The sequence below is a fragment of the Pseudomonas sp. MPB23 genome (assembly GCF_046605395.1).
In the GTDB taxonomy this organism is placed as follows: domain Bacteria; phylum Pseudomonadota; class Gammaproteobacteria; order Pseudomonadales; family Pseudomonadaceae; genus Aquipseudomonas.
On the sequence record NZ_CP176771.1, the window covers coordinates 3,919,591 to 3,935,430 of the forward strand.

Genomic DNA, 15,840 nt, shown 5'->3' on the forward strand with positions numbered 1-15,840 from the left:
CCGTTCAGCAGTCGATGACCAGTCGCGAGCACTTGGCACGCGACACGCAGGGCATGATTTTTTTGTTGGTGGCTTTGTCTTCGTCGGACAGCCAGTCGTCGGTGTGGAGAATCTCGCCGTCCAGTTCGAGCACGGCGGTCTCGCACATGCCGCAGGCGCCGCCGCGACACAGGTAGGGGAGCTCGTGGCCGGCGGCTTCGGCGGCTTCCAGCAGGCTCTGGTCGGGCGAGACCTCGAGGGTCGCGCCGCTGCGCGCCAGGGTCACGCTGAAGGCGACGCCGGAGCTGCCCTGTTCCAGGAACCGCTCATAGTGGATGTGGCTGTCGGTCCAGCCATGGGCGTGGGCGCTGTCGATCGTTGCCTGGATCATGCCTTCCGGGCCGCAGACGTAGACGTCACTGCCCAGCGGGCGGTCGGCCAGTACGGCGTGGATGTCCAGGCGCTCGCCACGGTCAGTGTGGTAGAGGCGCACCGCATCGCCGTAGTCGCGCTGCAACTCTTCACCCAGGCGTGCGTGTTCGGCGCCGCGCACCGCCAGGTGAACTTCGAAGGGCGTGCCGCGCAGGCGCAGCTCGGCCAACTGCGAGCAGATCGGCGTGATGCCCACGCCGCCGGCGATGAACAGGTGCAGGCGCGCGTGTTTGCTCAGCGGAAACAGGTTCACCGGGCGCAGGATTTCCAGCTCGTCGCCTTCCTTCACCGCGTCGTGCATGCGCTGGGAACCGCCGCGACCGTCTTCCACGCGACGCACGGCGATCTGATAGGCGCTGGCGTCGTAGGGCGAGCTCATCAGCGAGTAGGCGTTGCGGTAGGTGCCGCTCTCGTGGGGGATCAGCACCACCACGTTGCTGCCGCCGGAGAACGGCGGGAGGTGCCCGCCATCGCGGGAGACCAGGGTGAAGCGCTTGATCTCTGGGGTGACCGCCTCGATACGGGCGACGCGGACATTGAGGGTTCCGCTGGACTGGCTCATGTGTCGAGTTCCTCGGTTTCCGGCAGCTCGCCGGGGACTTCAGCGTCAGCCTTCACGGCCTGGAAGGCGGCGAGGCGGCGGGAGTAGTGGTCGCGGACCACCAGGGTGCGCGCGCAGTGCGGGCACTCGAAGACGCGCTGGGTGACGTTCTCGGTGTAGCCGTCGCAGTGCACGCACCAGACGCGGCGCACGAACGAGCCGCAGTGCTCGCGCAGCACTTCATCCGTGTTCAGGTTGATCGCGGTGGCGGCCTGCATGGCGGTGCCGATGAAGCTTTCCGATCCGGCCAGGTACAGGCGCGAGCCCATACGCGACTGATCGAGCAAGACGTGCAGGTCGTCGACCAGGGCGCGGTTGCTCGGGTAGACCCGCAACTCCACGCCGTCGACAGCCTGGAGCGCTTCCAGGTGGTTGTGCCCGGAGAAGCTCTCTGTGGAATAGAGCACGCGGATCGGCGCGGTGCGCGGCATCTCGGCGAGCAGACGGAGCAGGGTGCTGCCGCCGCTGCCCTGGCCCGCGATGATGTGGTGGTTACCACCGCAAAGCGGGCGAAGCTCGTCGTAGACCGGCCGGCTCTTGATACCGGTTATTAGCATTGTTGTGCCTCCAGAACTGCCGGGCTTCACAGGGCCCGGTTTCGATGCAATGACCCACTCAAGTGGATGGGGTGCAGTTCACTGGAGCATGGACTGTGCCAATTACTTAACGTGTTGAAAGTAAAGGGTTTTTATTTTTTGGTGGGGTGTGATGTAGGCAGAAATGAAATGCCTTGTTGGCATTCTCGCAGCGCTGGGGGAGACACGGGGAGGAACAACGGCAGCACCTGGCACATCCCTGTGCCTTTGGGATCAGTCGCGTTGCAGCTTGCGGATCAGGGTGCCGACGTCGATGCCGAGCTGCTGCGCGGCCTTGCGTTTGCTGCCCTGGCTCTGCACCGCCTGCAGGATCATCTGGCGCTCGAAGCGTTGCACCTGGACCTTGAGCGGGTCGCCGGCTTCCTCGTCGGACCGCGCAAGGCTTTGCGGCTCTACCCGTTCCGTGGCGGGGCGGGCGAAGACCGGGGCGGCGAGGCCGAGCAATTCCGGGGGCAGGTGGTGTTCCTGGGCTTCTTCGTCCGCCAGCACGGCCAGGCGTTCGAAGACATTCACCAACTCGCGGATATTGCCGGGATAGTCGTAGTTCATCAGGCGCTGGCGACAGCCGTTGGCGAGCCGCAAGGTGGGCTGGCGGTCGCGGTTGATGCGCATCAGGAGGATATCCATGAGCACCGGCAAGTCTTCCAGGTGCTGGCGCAGCGGCGGGATTTCGATCGGCAACACCGCCAGTCGGTAGTAGAGGTCGGCGCGAAATTCCCCGGTTTCCACCAGGCGGCGCAGGTCCTTGTTGGTGGCGGCGATGACTTGCACCTGAACCGTCTTGGAGAGGGGCGAGCCCACCGATTGGATCGTGCCGTCCTCGAGAAACTTGAGCAGTTTGGCCTGCACATGCAGGGGGATTTCGCCGATCTCGTCGAGGAACAGGGTGCCGCCGGACGCGCTCTCGATATAGCCGCGCTTGCCGCCCTGCAACGCGCCGGTGAAGGCGCCGCGCTCATAGCCGAACATTTCGGACTCGAACAGGCTGTCGGGGATGCTGCCGCAGTTGACGTGGATGAAGGGGCGGTCGCCCCAGCCGGCGGCGCGGTGGATGTGCCGGGCAATGGCGGTTTTGCCGACGCCGGATTCGCCCAGCAGAAGCAGACGGGCGCGGCGGCGGAAGGCGCGCACGCCGGTGTCGGCGATGCTGGAGAGCAGCGGCGAAAGGTGCAGGGCGTTGTCCTGTGGGTCGCCCAAGCCGTTGTCCGGCGCCGGGGCGAACGCCGGTTGCGCTGGGCGGCGCTGGCTCTCGCGGCCTTCGAAGTCATGCTGGACCAACAGGGTGTAAGGCTTCTCGTAGGCGCCGGTAGGCACCGCTTGGCTGCTGGTGAGGAACATCCGGCCATCGCGCGAGCGGGTCAGCGCGCGCGTGGCGCCACGGCCCACGGCCTGTTGGAAGTCGTCGAAGCTCAAGGCGGAGCGCTGGAAAAATTCGACCGTGGGCAGGCCGATCGCCTCCTGGCGGGACAGGCGGTTCACCCGCTCGGCGGCCAGGTTGAGGAAGCGCACCCGCGATTCGCCGTCACAGAGGATGATCGCCTCGCTGAAGCTGTCGAGCAGCGCATGCAAGGCCGGGGTTTCCAAGAGTGCGCAGAGCACGTCGCTGCTGACGTTCACCGAGGAGCGCATGCCCATTTTCAAGGATGGCAGAAGCGTCTTCTCGATCATGGATGCAACTCACTGCTGTGTCGGGCCGCCCGCAGCACAGCGACCTTCCAGGCCACGCCTTCCTGCATGAGAATGCGCGAACAATGGACGTTGTACCGTTGGTGCCGCCCGCTCAGGTCCGGGAGCTGCACGCTGCGCCAGGTGCGTTCGGGCAGTGACTGATCCAGCAGCGCGCGGGCGATGCCGGCACCCTGGGTGATGCCAAAGGTGTGTTCGAAGGCGGCGTTGCGCCATTGCGGCTGGAGGGCTTCGTCGATCACCACCACCGCGTCGGGCACGGCGTCGAACACCCGGCGCAACGCGTCGATCCGCTGCTCGGCGTCGTGCTGCACCCGCAGTTCCTGGCTGACATCGCGGATGCTGCCCCACATGCGCGACAACTGACCGTTGTGGATGCTGGCGCGCACGTCATTTTCCACATAGGCGGGGGAGCCATCGTGGCGACGGTCCACCGAGAGCGCACCGTCGACGCAGAAGCCGGTTTCCACCAGGCGGCGCACGAACTCCTCGTTGGCCGGGCTGCGCGGCCAATAGAGCCGCACTGGCTGTTGGTTGAAGTCGACGTCCGCCGGCATCTCATAGACTTCGGCCATGGCACGGTTGCACATGCGCCAGTGGGAGCGGTTCTCGAACACCTGGCGGACCACCTCGTCGGGCGTGTCGGTGACGTCCACGGGGTCGAGCCATTCGATGCACCAATAGGCGACCTTGGCGCTATAGAGCATCTGGCTCATGACTTCGTTGGCGTTCTGCAGTTCGTTCAGACGGTGATTCAACGGCCCCAGCGGCATGAGTGCCAGATGAACGCTCGGAACGCGCGCCTCACCCCACTCGAACAGGCCGCTGGCAAGCACCGGATACAGGCTATTGCCGTGGCGGATCAAGGTCAGTTCCAGGTGATGCAGTTTTTCATCCGGCGGCGGACACGCAAAAAGGTTGTGCAGCAGAAGTACGGACTCGGCCGAGAAGATCCTTTCTATTCTGACATTGCGCAGTTCGGCGGCCCCATAGCCCAACTGGTCGCTCAACGACGCCGAGGCATTGAGGAGCTGCCCATTCTCGGCGACAGAACAGGTGTGAAAGACGCCTCGGTCAGCAAGCGTTTGAAGTATTTGCATGGTGGGCCCAGGCCGAAGAGATGAACAAATGAATGGAATCGCACAATATGTGCCAACTCCCCGCGGCCGCGTTCTCAGGGGCGACAGGGCGATCAAGTCTTCCAGGCGTTGCATTATTGCAGCACAGATTGTCGAAATTGCAGCGCCACCCATCGGCGGGTCGACAGGTGCGCGCCGAGGGCCAGGCGACCATTCAATCCATTTGGATGCACCGCAGCCGGCGGACCAAAATAGAAAGATCACCACACAATCAGTGGTGGTATTGTGCGCAAGCTTTTTGAAGCCTGATAGTGAGCTACAGTTCGACCAGAGCATCCGGATGCTGACGCTGAAGACCTGCTTAAAACGAGATAGACAACGGGTAGGCTGAATGGAAGTGCAGGGAAGTATGATTTGCCGCGCGCAGGCAATGGCTGACGATGAACGATTGCAAACCCTCGAGAGCGTGCTCGGCTGCCTGTCCGTTGCGGTTGTCGCATTGGATCGCGACGCACGGGTGGTCGCTGTCAATCCCGCGTTCGCAGATCTGCACATCCATACGGGTGTTTGCCCGGCTGTGGGCAGCGCGTTTGTTTCCCTTCTGCGGTCCGAAGACCATTGGCTTTTTGACGCCGCGCTGGAAGCAGGCGCCGCGGGAAAACCCCACGCTCGTTTCGCCGCGCTGAGTACGGGCTTGTGCCGGCTGGACATTTCCCTGACGGTGTGGCGCGACGATTATTTTATTGTCGAGGTCATTGCCGACCCGCAACCGTCGTCCCCGCCATCCAGTACCGAACGCTTCGCGGACATTCCCCTGCGGTCCATTTTCGACTCCTCCGGTACCGGCCTGGCGCTGGTGTCGCTGGACGGTCGTTGGCTACGGGCCAATGGGGTCATTTGCACGCTGCTGGGGTATAGCGAAGCACAACTGCAAGCCACCACGTTCATGGCCCTGACCCACCCCGACGACTTTGAGGTCGGCAAGCAGTTGATCGACGAACTCAAGCGCGGAGCAAGGGCTGGGGCTACGTTGCATAAACGCTATATTCATCGCGACGGGCGGGTGGTGTGGGTGCGCTTGACGGTGGGACTGGTCCGGGACGATCAGGGGCAGCCGATGTGTTTTGTCTCCCAACTGGAGGACATCACCGAGAACTGGCAGCTTCGTGAAACGCTGATGGGCAGCGAACTCAAATTTCTCACCCTCGCGGAAAACTCCCCCAACATCATTGTCCGTTACGATCGCAACCTGTTGCGCACTTACGTCAATCCGACATTTTTGCTCTTGACCGGCATGTCGGCTGAGGAGTCGATCGGCGCGAGCCCGGCAGCGGATGCCGGGGACTACCTCAACCAACTGCGCCATGTGGTCGCGACCGGCGAAACCGCGCAATTTTTGGATAGCTGGACCTTCGCGGGCAGCGCTGAGTTCGTCAGTTGTGCGGTCAGCCTGACGGCCGAGCGCAGCCAGACCGGCGAGGTGATCGGCGTGCTGGCCCTGGCCCACGACATTACGGAGCTGCGCAAGCAACAAGTCCTGGAAGACGCACGCTTGGGCATTTTCGAAAAAATGGCGACAGGTGCGTCCTTGGAGGAAACGCTGGCGTTACTGGTGGGCTATCTGCAATTGGCCTTGCCCCATCGCTCCTGCGCAGTCCAGCTCGTAGAGCCGCACGGCCCTGAGTCGGCGCCGCATGAGGATTTTGCGGCGCCGGCTGCTGACAGTCCTGCTGCGGGCTGGTCCGAGCCGATCATCGACAAACAAGGGCACGTCCTTGGCACGTTCGAGTTGTCCCAGTCGCCTGGCTGCGCGCCGGATGAGAGCGATATCCAGCGCGTGCGCCAAACCTGTCACATTGCGGCGATCGCGATCGAACGCTGGCGATCAGCGTCGTTACTGCGCGAGCGCGAGCGTCGTTACCGGGATATTTTCGACCACACGTTGGACATGCTTTGCCTGTTGGAAATGACCCCGGACGGTTGCCTGCGGTGTGTCGAGGTCAACCCCACGTTGTTGCGCGCGCTGGGCAAAGCGCATGCCGAGGTGATCGGTGAGTCCCTGGCGTCGATCTTTGGTCGGTTGAGCGCGCAAAAAATCCAGGCGCTGTGCGAACGCTGCACGGCTGCCGGGCGGGTGGTGGAATCCGATGAGGGCATGGTGCTGCGCCACGACGTGCGTCAACTGCACTTGACCCTGGTACCGGTGCTGGACTCGGCGCGCCAGGCTCCACAGATCCTGGTGATCAGCCGTGACATCACCCAGTTGGCCAGGGCCCGCCAGAAAGAACTCGAACGCCAGCACGACATCAACACACTGGTCGAAAACAGCCCGGACGCGGTCGCGCGCTTGAGTGCCCATGGCGAAGTGCTCTACGTCAATGCACGGTTGAGAACCTGGCTGGGCGGGGCGGGGCCGGAGCTGGTGGGAATGCCCATGGACGCTGTGGCGCCGGGGAATCATCAAGCCCAGCTGTTTCGCGAACTGGTCGCCCAAGTGATTCATGAAAACAAAGCGACGGAGCAAGAATTCCGCCTCTCGGGATTGACCACCGCGCCCAAAGTGGTGCTGATCCACTTTGTTCCAGAGGTTGACGGCCAGCGGGTCGTCAGCGTGTTGGCGGTGGGACGCGATATTTCCAAGCTGCGCGCCGCCGAACGGCGCCTGGCCAAATCCAATGCGCACTTGCGCGATCTGTCGACCCGTCGGGAAACGGCACGGGAAGAGGAGCGCAAACTGATCGCCAGGGAGATCCATGACGAACTCGGCCAGCACCTCACGGCCTTGCGCATGGGCATCTCCCTGTTGAGGTTTCAGTTCGGTGCCACCACACCCGAGCTTACCCCGCAGGTCGAGCGGCTGATGGCACTGACCGATAAGACGATCCAGGTCGTGCGTGACGTCTCCACCAGCCTGCGCCCGTCGGCGTTGAACCTGGGGCTGGTGTCCGGCCTTGAATGGCTGACAGCCCAATTCGTCACCTTGACCCGGGTTCCCTGTGTGTTGCACCTGCCTTCGATTCCCCTGACGCTCCCCGATACCCATGTCACCGCCGCGTTTCGCATCGTGCAGGAGTCGCTGACCAACATTGCGCGATACGCCGAAGCGACGCAGGTCAGCGTCACCCTCATCCCGCAGGAAACCCACTGGCTGCTGGAGGTCCAGGACAACGGCAAGGGGTTCGACCCGGAAGCCGTCAAGCACCAGACCCTGGGGCTGGCCGGGATGCGTGAGCGTGGCCTGATGCTGGGCGGCAAAGTGATTATTTTCAGCCATCCCGGACACGGCACTACGGTGCAGGCGTTCATTCCGATGCACAAGGATCCATATTGATGATTCGCCTGTTGATCGCCGATGACCACACCATCATGCGCGAAGGACTCAAACAGCTGTTTACCCTGGTGGCCGATGTGCAAGTCGTGGCCGAAGCCGAGAGTGGAACGCAGTTGATCGAACTGTTACGCCAGGTGGAGATCGACCTGCTGCTGCTCGATATGAATATGCCGGGCATCAGCGGCGAAATTCTGATTGCGCGGCTGCATTCCCAGTACCCGAAGCTGCCGATCCTGGTGTTGAGCATGCATAACGAAATCCACATCGCACAACGCGCATTGCGCGCCGGTGCGCTGGGCTATCTCACCAAGGATCGCGACCCCGAGACCCTGCTGGTTGCCATGCGCCGCGTGGTCAGCGGTCAACGCTACCTGGACCCGGCCCTGGCGGAGCAGATCGCCCTGCAAAGCAGTGGCTTGAAGCAACAGACCTACGTTGAAAGCCTGTCCGATCGCGAATTCCAGATTCTGCGCTTGCTGGCGCATGGCATGAGCGTCAACCAGATTGCCGAGCAACTGGTCATCAGCAACAAGACCGTCAGTACCCACAAGACTCGGCTCATGGAGAAGATGGGGTTCAGCTCGACGGCGGACATCGTTCGCTTCGCCATGACCTTGGGGATTTCGTGATCGACCCGCTCGGGTAGGGATTTTCCTACCCGCCTTCCCGTTATCCCTACCCCAGAATCGGGATGGTCTGATGGTTGCGGTGCCATTATTAGGCCAGTATTCCCTTCAAGCACTCGAACTGCCGATCAACCGGCGATGAGAGGCTCTGACTGGGAGACCGACCTTGAGCCAACAGACCACCCCCCCTTCGGCTGCCTTGCCCCTGTTTTCCGTGGCTTTGGCCGGTCTGCTCGGCGGTCTTGCGATTGCCTACAGCAACGGCTTCAGCGCGTTGGCGGCAGGCGCGGGGAGCCTGTTGCTGGCGCTGTGTATCGGTCTGGGTCTCTGGGCCAACAGGCGCTACCAGGCGCAGTGGAACAGCCTGCGGCTCGATCAACCGGCCGTGGCCTCGGCGACACTGGCCGTCGATAACGGCCTGTCAGGCGTATGCCTGGGCGTGCTGCCGATCTGGTCCCGGCAGATAGATGCCGCCCGGTTGATCAGCGAAACATCGATCCTCAAGCTCAGCGAACGCTTTGGCGCGCTGTCGTCGAACATCAGCCACAGCGTGACCAGCCATGGGGGGCAAGACGCTTCCCAACACTTGGTCGACTTGCTGGAAGTTGGCCAGCATGACCTCAACTCCATCGTCCTGGCCCTGCGCGCCGCGCTCTCGAATAAAGAGAGCGAGCTCAAGGAAGTCCTGCAACTCTCCGGCTTCACCGAGCAGCTCCAGCAGATGGCCAAGTTTGTCGGCGACATCGCCAGTCAAACCAACTTGCTGGCCCTTAATGCCGCCATCGAAGCGGCGCGGGCCGGTGAGGCGGGGCGAGGGTTTGCGGTGGTGGCCGACGAGGTGCGCAAGTTGTCGAGCATGTCCGGCGAGACCGGGCGCAAGATCAGCGAAACCGTTGCCACCGTCAACGCGGCCATCGCCCGTACGGTGCAAATGTCCCGCCACCACGCCGAACAAGACACCTTGACCCTCGCCGATTCGGAGCGCGTGGTCTCGCAGGTCATCGAACATTTTCGCGGTACCGCCCAGACCCTCGTGCGCAACAGCCACGACCTGCAACAGCAGAGCGCCAACGTCGCCGACGAGATTGCCCAGGTGTTGGTCGCCCTGCAGTTTCAGGATCGCGTCAGCCAGATGTTGACGCTGATCACCCGCGACCTGGACAAGTTGCAGCAGCAATTGGACGCGCGCCAGGCATCGAGCCAGAGCGGCCACACCCTTGCGCCGCTGACCAGTGAGCGTTGGCTGCAAGAGCTTTCGACGTCTTACACGATGCCCGAGCAACACGTCATTCATGGTGGCAAAACCCACGTGAAGGCCGAGGCCAGCGACATCACCTTTTTCTAGAGGAGTTTTTCCGATGAGCAAAACCATTCTGATCGTCGACGATTCCGCCTCCATCCGTCAGGTGGTGAGCATCACGCTCAAAGGCGCGGGTTACGACGTGATCGAAGGTTGTGATGGCCGCGACGCACTGAGCAAGCTGGACGGCCGCAAAATCCACCTGATTGTCAGTGATGTGAACATGCCCAACATGGATGGCCTGAGTTTCGTCAAGGCCGCCAAGTTGCTGCCGGCCTACAAGTTCACCCCGGTGATCATGCTGACCACCGAAGCCAGTGATGCGATGAAGCAGCAAGGCCAGGCCTCCGGCGCCAAGGCGTGGATGGTCAAGCCCTTTCAGCCTGCACAAATGCTCACCGCCGTCTCCAAGTTGATCCTGCCATAGCGATGACCAGCGACTGCTGGCCAGGAGGTTTCCATGAAAAGCACAGTCCCGATGCTGCGTCGAATCCAGGTCATGGAAGGCCCCCTGACGATCTACACCGCCAGTGAACAAAAAGACGTGTTGTTGTCGTTGTTTCCCCTGGCCCATGAAGTCGAGTTGGACTTGTCCAATGTCGATGAACTGGACAGCGCCGGCTTGCAACTGTTGATCCTCATCAAGCGCGAGTCGCTCATGGAGGGCACACAGTTGCTGTTGAGCAACCCCAGCCCCACCGTGATCGAAGCCATACGGCTCAGCGGCCTTGACGACTACTTCGCCAATGCCTCTTTCCCCCTGTCTGCTGGAGCATGACCGTATGGCCCAGCCCATGAACATGGATGACGTGCTGCAGACCTTCATCGCCGAGAGCCGCGAGCTGCTGCTGCAAATGGAAGATGCGCTGCTGCAGATCGAGCGTTCGCCGCAGGATCTGGACACCATCAACGGCCTGTTTCGCGTGGCCCACACGATCAAAGGCTCGGCCGGCTTGTTCGGCTTGATGCCCATCGTTGAATTCACCCATGTCGCCGAAAGCGTCCTGGATCGGGTACGCAGCCTGGAAGTGCGCGTCGACGAGGCGTTGAGCGCATTGTTCCTCGACGCCCGTGACCATATCGGCCAGTTGATCGACCTGTTGGCCGAGGATGGCCACCTCGATCGCCTGGAAGAACCGTTGCAGGTTCAGGGCCAGCGCCTGGGCGAACGGCTCGGGATGTACCTGGAAGGTTCGCCGCCAACCGCATCGACCCCGCCTCAAGGTACGCCGTCGACGGATGACCAGGAGGGCGTTCCCGGCCACTGGCATTTGTCGCTGCGCTTTGGCCCGGACGTATTGCGCAATGGCATGGACCCCCTGGCGTTCCTGCGTTACCTGGGCACGTTGGGGCGCTTGCTCAATACCGTCACACTCTTCGAGTCGCTGCCGCCGATGGCGTCGATGGACCCGGAAAGCAACTACCTGGGGTTTGAGCTCGCCCTGGAAAGCCAGGCCTCGCGGGAAGTCATCGACGGCGCCTTTGATTTTGTCCGCGACGACGCAATCGTGCAGATCCTCGCCCCGCAAGCCACTGCCCAAGCCTGTCGTGCGCATATCGACGCGTTGCCCGAAGACAATGCGGTATTGCTCGAACTGCTGGTCCGTTGCGGCACATTGACCGAGGCCCAGGCCTTGCTCGTCGCCCACGAGGGGGAGCAAGCCCCGACCGAACTGCGCGGCGAGCTTGATGCATTGCAGGATTCCATCGCGCCGTCGATCAAGGCCGGCAAAGCGGCGGCGAGCAACGAAGGCAATCTGATCCGGGTCGATGCCGCCAAGCTGGATCAACTGATCAATCTGGTCGGTGAGCTGATCATCGCCGGGGCCGGCGCCAACCTGGTGGCGGTGCGCAGCGGGATTGGCGAGATGATCGAGGCCACCAGTCTGTTATCGCGGTTGGTGGAGGAGGTACGCGACTCGGCATTGACCCTGCGCATGGTGCAGATTGGCGCGACATTCACGCGCTTCCAGCGGGTGGTGCGGGATGTCTCCAAAGAGCTGGGCAAGGACATCGTGCTGCGCATCGGCGGGGGCGAGACCGAGCTGGACAAGACCGTCGTCGAACGTATCGGCGACCCGCTGACGCACCTGGTGCGCAATGCCATGGACCATGGCATCGAGGCCGCGTCCATTCGCCTGCAACGCGGCAAGCCCGCCCAGGGCACGGTGCGCCTGAATGCCTATCACGAATCCGGCAGCATCGTGATCGAGGTGTCGGACGACGGCGGCGGCCTGGGCAAAGACAAGATTCTGGCCAAGGCCCGCGAGCGCGGCCTGGTGGGGGACGGCCAGCAACCGGCGGACAAAGACATCCTGAATTTGATCTTCGAACCGGGATTCTCCACCGCCGAGCAGGTCAGCAACCTGTCGGGCCGCGGCGTGGGCATGGACGTGGTGAAGCGCAACATCACGGCTTTGCGCGGCAGTGTAAGTCTCGAGAGCGAAGAAGGGCAGGGCACCACGGTGCGGATTCGTCTGCCGCTGACGCTGGCGATCATCGACGGTTTTCTGATCGGTGTGGGCAAGGCCTCTTATGTCATCCCGCTGAACATGGTCGAGGAGTGCATTGAGCTGGCGCCGGAGCAGGTGGCGGAAACCGGCTACCTGGACCTCAGGGGCGATGTGTTACCGATCTTGCGGCTACGGGACATGTTTGAGGTGCAAGAACCTGGAGGTAACCGCGAAAACGTGGTCGTCGTGCAATACGCCGGCATGCGTGCCGGCCTGGTGGTCGATCGCTTGCAGGGGGAGTTTCAAACCGTGATCAAACCCTTGGGCAAAGTGTTTGGTGACGCCCATGGGTTGGGCGGGTTCACCATTCTTGGCAGCGGAGCTGTCGCCCTGATTCTGGATATACCCAATCTGTTAGGACACGTTGCCAAGGACGCCACTCACCGTTCGATCCCAAATCTTTCATCGACTCAATGAAGCGTCATCAGGAGTTCCTCGCCATGACCGTTATCAGAAACATCATGCTGTTGGTTTTTACGGCAATGCTGGGTGTCGCCGTGTTGGGTGGCACCAGCCTTTACCTGGCCGGTGAAATCAATACGAGCGCCAGCTATGCCAACGTCAATACAGTGCCCAGCTTGCTGGACATCGACCGCGCCGCAGCGGCTATCACCAGCCTTCATGCGTTGAAATGGCAACGTCTGAACGCGAGCGAAAAAAATGCTCTGCCGAACTACGAACAAAGCGTGGCGCAGCAGTTAGGCGAGATGAGCAAAGCCTTGGATCACTATCAGGCCGCACTGGTCTCCGACGATCATGACGCGACGCTGTTGAAGCAACTGCAGGGCAACTTGGGCGAGTTTGCCGCGTTGCAGGCACAGTTCGACAAGTTGATCGGCAGCGGTGATCAAGCCTCCGCCCGCACCCTGATCGAGACCAGCCAGCCCTTGCAGAACGCGGCGCTGAAGGCCATCGACGACCTGCGCGAATACAACCTGGAACTGGGGCGCAAGGGCCAGGTGCTCGCCACCGCCACCGAGAAAAATGCGCGCAGCATCATCCTGTTGGTCAGCGGCCTGACGCTGCTGGCAACCGTGCTGATCGGCACATTGCTGGGGCGCAGCCTGATGCGTCAATTGGGCGCCGAGCCGTCGGTGGTTCGAGACTTCGCTGCGCGGTTGTCCGCCGGCGAGCTGAATGCCAAGGTGACGCTCAAGCAGGGTGACACCACCAGCCTGATGGCGAGCATGCAGCAGTTGGGCGCGTGCCTGCATGAATTGATCGTGGAGATGGACCATATGTCCAGTGACCATGACAAGGGCGAGATCGACGCACAGATCGACACGGGCCGCTTCCATGGCAGTTACCGCTCCATGGCCCAGGGCATCAACGAGATGGTCAACGGCCACATTGCGGTCAAGAAAAAAGCCATGGCGTGCATCCGCTCTTTCGGCGAAGGCGATCTGTCGGCGCCCCTGGAGCAGTTCCCCGGCAAAAAAGCCTTTATCAACGAAAACATCGAGCAACTGCGGGCCAACATCCTGGCCCTGGTCGAGGACACGCGTCAGATCAGCGACAGCGCACTGATTGGCAAGCTCGATACCCGGCCTGACGCCACTCGGCATCAGGGCGACTTCCGCCGCATCATCCTGGGGATCAACGGTTCGCTGGATGCGATCATCGTGCCGATCACCGAAGCCATGGAAGTGTTGTCGGCGATCTCCAACGGCGACCTGACCCGGACCATCGGCGGCGACTACCAGGGCAAGTTCCTGGAGCTGAAGAACTCGGTCAATGGCACCGTGGAAAAACTCTCGGAAATCATCGGTGAAGTGCGCGGTTCGGCCGATTCGCTGTCCAGCGCCTCCGAAGAAATCTCCGCCACCGCCCAAAGCATGGCGCAGTCGGCCTCCGAACAAGCCGCGTCGGTAGAACAGACGTCGGCATCGATGGAACAAATGTCGGCGTCGATTTCCCAGAACACCGAAAACGCCAAGGTGACCGATGGCATGGCCGGCAAAGCCAACAAGGAAGCGTCCGAAGGCGGTCGCGCGGTGAAAGACACCGTGGCGGCGATGAAGACCATCGCCGAAAAAATCGGCATCGTCGATTCCATCGCCTACCAGACCAACCTGTTGGCGCTCAATGCGGCCATCGAAGCGGCGCGTGCCGGCGAGCACGGCAAAGGGTTCGCGGTCGTGGCGGCAGAAGTGCGCAAATTGGCCGAGCGCAGCCAGATTGCCGCGCAGGAAATCAGTGAAGTGGCCAAGAACAGCGTGGCCCTGGCCGAACGGGCGGGCAACCTGCTCGACGAGATTGTGCCGTCGATCGCCAAGACCTCGGATCTGGTCCAGGAAATCGCCGCCGCTTCGGAAGAACAGTCCATCGGGTCCGAGCAAATCAACAGCGCAATGTCGCAGATGAGCCAGTTGACTCAGCAAAACGCATCGGCCTCCGAGGAGCTGGCGGCAACGGCCGAGGAAATGAGTGGCCAGGCCGAGCAGTTGCAGGAGCTCATGGGCTTTTTCACCGTACAAAGCAAACGTGCCGGGCGGGCTATGGCGATGCCCAGCCACAGTCGTTCGGCGTCCCTGCCGGATGCCGAAAGCCGCTCGGCGGATGGCGGTTTCGTCCGCTTCGGGAGTTGACCCATGAGTGCCTCAGCCGTTATGCCGGGCACGTTTGAGCCACCCGTCGATGAGCCCCTGCAATACCTGACCTTCCTGGCGGATCAGGAGATGTATGCGGTCAACACCCTGAGTGTTCGCGAAATCATCGAATACAGCCAGGTGACCAGCGTGCCGATGATGCCGGCGTTCCTGCGGGGGGTGATCAACCTTCGTGGTTCGGTGGTGCCGGTCGTGGACCTCAAGGCCCGGTTCGGCAAGGGGGTGACGCAATTGGGCGCCCGTACGTGCATCGTCATTCTGGAGGCGGCGAAGGAGGGCGAGTCCCAGGTGCTGGGGGTGGTGGTGGACTCGGTCAGCGAAGTGATCGAGATCCTCGACAGCGATATCAAGCCCGCCCCGGCCTTCGGCAATCATATTCGCACCGACTTCATCCGGGGGATGACCAAGGTGCGCGGGGAGTTTGTCACGCTGCTGCAAATCGAGCATGTCTTGTGTGTCGATGAGATGGCCGGCTTGATGAAAGCGTGACGCGAATGGTCGCGCCTCCTGGCGCGACCGCAAGGTAATTGATCCGAGGTGAATCATGGCGCTATCTACTGAAAGTCCAGGCAAGGCCACTGCCGCCAGTCCGAGCCAGTACCTCACCTTCGAGCTGGGGGATGAGATGTTCGCCGTCGGCACGCTCAATGTGCGAGAGATCATCGAGTACGGGCCGATCACCAGCGTGCCGTTGTTGCCCCCCAGCATCCGCGGTGTGATCAACCTGCGCGGTGCTGCGGTTCCGGTGCTGGACCTGGGCGTGCGCTTTCGCGGCGAGCGCACGGTGCAGACGCCCAAGACGTGCTTTGTGATCCTCGAAGTCGAGACCGATTGCGTGCGCAAGCCCGTGGGCATCATTGTGGATGCGGTCAGCGAGGTGCTTGAAATCGCCGATCAGGCTATCGAACCTTCGCTGGATTTCGGCACTGATGTCAGGGCCGACTTTCTATTGGGCATCGGCAAATTGGACAGCGGGTTCGTGCTGTTGCTGGATATCGGTCGCGTGTTGTCCCTGGAACAGGTTGATGTGCTGGCAAACCTCGAGTCCCTGGTGCCTTCAACCGCCTGATGCTTTTTTGGGAATGTAT

The 15,840-nt window shown here is 62.1% G+C and carries 12 protein-coding genes and 2 pseudogenes; 10 read left to right on the forward strand and 4 right to left on the reverse strand.

Going from position 1 to position 15,840, the window contains the following annotated elements; translation table 11 throughout:
- Positions 1 to 4 precede the first annotated feature (4 nt).
- The 4 genes from ACLH0J_RS17780 to ACLH0J_RS17795 form a co-directional block, all read right to left on the reverse strand.
- Entirely contained in the window at positions 5 to 973 is a 969-nt protein-coding gene (locus ACLH0J_RS17780) for a PDR/VanB family oxidoreductase (RefSeq protein WP_411388363.1), read from the reverse strand.
- The gene (locus ACLH0J_RS17785) at positions 970 to 1,569 is read right to left on the reverse strand and encodes a dimethylamine monooxygenase subunit DmmA family protein (protein WP_411388364.1); all 600 of its coding nucleotides are present in this window, start codon (positions 1,567 to 1,569) and stop codon (positions 970 to 972) included. Before ACLH0J_RS17785 ends, ACLH0J_RS17780 begins: the two co-directional genes overlap by 4 nt.
- 252 nt (positions 1,570 to 1,821) lie before the next feature.
- A complete protein-coding gene (locus tag ACLH0J_RS17790) occupies positions 1,822 to 3,276 on the reverse strand; it encodes a sigma-54 interaction domain-containing protein (RefSeq protein ID WP_411388365.1) in 1,455 nt (484 codons plus the stop codon).
- Positions 3,273 to 4,394 (reverse strand): PAS domain-containing protein, encoded by a 1,122-nt coding sequence (locus ACLH0J_RS17795; protein WP_411388366.1) that lies wholly within the window; start codon positions 4,392 to 4,394, stop codon positions 3,273 to 3,275. The genes ACLH0J_RS17790 and ACLH0J_RS17795 overlap by 4 nt, the downstream gene beginning before the upstream one ends.
- Positions 4,395 to 4,803: 409 nt before the next feature.
- Between ACLH0J_RS17795 and ACLH0J_RS17800 the strand changes: the two genes are divergently transcribed.
- The 10 genes and pseudogenes from ACLH0J_RS17800 (at position 4,804) to ACLH0J_RS17845 (ending at position 15,821) form a co-directional block, all read left to right on the forward strand.
- Entirely contained in the window at positions 4,804 to 7,704 is a 2,901-nt protein-coding gene (locus tag ACLH0J_RS17800; RefSeq protein ID WP_411388367.1) for a PAS domain S-box protein, read from the forward strand.
- Positions 7,704 to 8,333 carry a response regulator gene (locus ACLH0J_RS17805; protein WP_411388368.1) on the forward strand — a complete coding sequence of 210 codons (630 nt, stop codon included), beginning with the start codon at positions 7,704 to 7,706 and terminating at the stop codon, positions 8,331 to 8,333. Before ACLH0J_RS17800 ends, ACLH0J_RS17805 begins: the two co-directional genes overlap by 1 nt.
- Before the next feature lie 733 nt (positions 8,334 to 9,066).
- Positions 9,067 to 9,675, forward strand: a pseudogene (locus tag ACLH0J_RS17810) (methyl-accepting chemotaxis protein); the annotation flags it as partial.
- A gap of 13 nt (positions 9,676 to 9,688) precedes the next feature.
- Entirely contained in the window at positions 9,689 to 10,057 is a 369-nt protein-coding gene (locus tag ACLH0J_RS17815) for a response regulator (protein WP_010563050.1), read from the forward strand.
- A gap of 33 nt (positions 10,058 to 10,090) precedes the next feature.
- Positions 10,091 to 10,408, forward strand: coding sequence for a lipid asymmetry maintenance protein MlaB (locus ACLH0J_RS17820; RefSeq protein ID WP_411388369.1), 318 nt, complete (start codon positions 10,091 to 10,093; stop codon positions 10,406 to 10,408).
- 4 nt (positions 10,409 to 10,412) lie between these two features.
- Positions 10,413 to 12,560 carry a chemotaxis protein CheA gene (locus tag ACLH0J_RS17825; RefSeq protein ID WP_411388370.1) on the forward strand — a complete coding sequence of 716 codons (2,148 nt, stop codon included), beginning with the start codon at positions 10,413 to 10,415 and terminating at the stop codon, positions 12,558 to 12,560.
- A 23-nt stretch (positions 12,561 to 12,583) separates the two neighbouring features.
- Positions 12,584 to 13,612, forward strand: a pseudogene (locus ACLH0J_RS17830) (MCP four helix bundle domain-containing protein); the annotation flags it as partial.
- Positions 13,613 to 13,669: 57 nt separating this feature from the next.
- Positions 13,670 to 14,731 (forward strand): methyl-accepting chemotaxis protein, encoded by a 1,062-nt coding sequence (locus tag ACLH0J_RS17835; protein ID WP_411392854.1) that lies wholly within the window; start codon positions 13,670 to 13,672, stop codon positions 14,729 to 14,731.
- A gap of 3 nt (positions 14,732 to 14,734) precedes the next feature.
- Positions 14,735 to 15,241 (forward strand): chemotaxis protein CheW, encoded by a 507-nt coding sequence (locus ACLH0J_RS17840; RefSeq protein WP_411388371.1) that lies wholly within the window; start codon positions 14,735 to 14,737, stop codon positions 15,239 to 15,241.
- 55 nt (positions 15,242 to 15,296) lie between these two features.
- On the forward strand, positions 15,297 to 15,821 hold the full coding sequence (locus ACLH0J_RS17845; protein ID WP_411388372.1) for a chemotaxis protein CheW: 525 nt from the start codon (positions 15,297 to 15,299) through the stop codon (positions 15,819 to 15,821).
- Positions 15,822 to 15,840: the final 19 nt, after the last annotated feature.

What these genes read in the sequence shown, in the direction of transcription:
- ACLH0J_RS17800 (WP_411388367.1), top strand. Translation starts at nt 4,804, where the DNA reads ATGGCTGACGATGAACGATTGCAAACCCTCGAGAGCGTGCTCGGCTGC.
- ACLH0J_RS17820 (WP_411388369.1), top strand. Translation starts at nt 10,091, where the DNA reads ATGAAAAGCACAGTCCCGATGCTGCGTCGAATCCAGGTCATGGAAGGC.
- ACLH0J_RS17825 (WP_411388370.1), top strand. Translation starts at nt 10,413, where the DNA reads ATGGCCCAGCCCATGAACATGGATGACGTGCTGCAGACCTTCATCGCC.
- ACLH0J_RS17805 (WP_411388368.1), top strand. Translation starts at nt 7,704, where the DNA reads ATGATTCGCCTGTTGATCGCCGATGACCACACCATCATGCGCGAAGGA.
- ACLH0J_RS17815 (WP_010563050.1), top strand. Translation starts at nt 9,689, where the DNA reads ATGAGCAAAACCATTCTGATCGTCGACGATTCCGCCTCCATCCGTCAG.
- ACLH0J_RS17780 (WP_411388363.1), bottom strand. Translation starts at nt 973, where the DNA reads ATGAGCCAGTCCAGCGGAACCCTCAATGTCCGCGTCGCCCGTATCGAG.
- ACLH0J_RS17785 (WP_411388364.1), bottom strand. Translation starts at nt 1,569, where the DNA reads ATGCTAATAACCGGTATCAAGAGCCGGCCGGTCTACGACGAGCTTCGC.
- ACLH0J_RS17790 (WP_411388365.1), bottom strand. Translation starts at nt 3,276, where the DNA reads ATGATCGAGAAGACGCTTCTGCCATCCTTGAAAATGGGCATGCGCTCC.
- ACLH0J_RS17795 (WP_411388366.1), bottom strand. Translation starts at nt 4,394, where the DNA reads ATGCAAATACTTCAAACGCTTGCTGACCGAGGCGTCTTTCACACCTGT.
- ACLH0J_RS17840 (WP_411388371.1), top strand. Translation starts at nt 14,735, where the DNA reads ATGAGTGCCTCAGCCGTTATGCCGGGCACGTTTGAGCCACCCGTCGAT.
- ACLH0J_RS17845 (WP_411388372.1), top strand. Translation starts at nt 15,297, where the DNA reads ATGGCGCTATCTACTGAAAGTCCAGGCAAGGCCACTGCCGCCAGTCCG.